The 555-nt window shown below is 27.0% G+C and carries 1 protein-coding gene; it reads left to right on the top strand.

Features of this window, described 5'->3' with window-relative positions:
* The coding region (locus KGF42_RS19135) for a transposase (protein ID WP_227826905.1) at positions 1–555 on the top strand (555 nt) is incomplete at both ends.

Here is a 555-nt window from a genome sequence, read left to right as displayed (position 1 = left end):
ATGTAGATATTGAAGCATTTGAAAATACTAATAATCAGATAGGTTTAGATTTAGGAATTAAAGAATTTTGTATCTCAAGTTGTGGAGAATTTATAGAAAATCCTAAGTATCTTAAGAAGTCATTAAGTAAACTTGCTAAATTACAAAGAGAATTATCGAGAAAAACAATCGGTAGTTTAAATAGAAATAAAGCAAGATTAAAAGTTGCAAGACTTCAAGAATATATAGCTAATCAAAGAAATGATTTTCTACAAAAACTATCTACTAAATTAATAAAAGAGAATGATATTATTTGCATAGAAGATTTACAAGTAAAGAATATGATTAAAAATCGTAAACTATCTCGCTTAATTTCTGATGTGTCATGGTCAGAATTTGTTCGTCAATTAGAATACAAGGCTAATTGGCATGGTAGAAAAATTGTAAAAGTAGGTAAATTCTTTGCAAGTTCACAAATATGCAATAAATGTGGGTATAAAAACGAGGAAGTGAAGGACTTAAATATAAGAGAATGGATTTGTCCTAGTTGTAATGAAACTCACGATAGAGATATAA

Source organism: Clostridioides sp. ZZV15-6383 (genome assembly GCF_020657735.1).
GTDB classification, from domain to species: domain Bacteria; phylum Bacillota; class Clostridia; order Peptostreptococcales; family Peptostreptococcaceae; genus Clostridioides; species Clostridioides difficile_D.
This window is presented reverse-complemented; position numbering and strand designations above follow the sequence as displayed.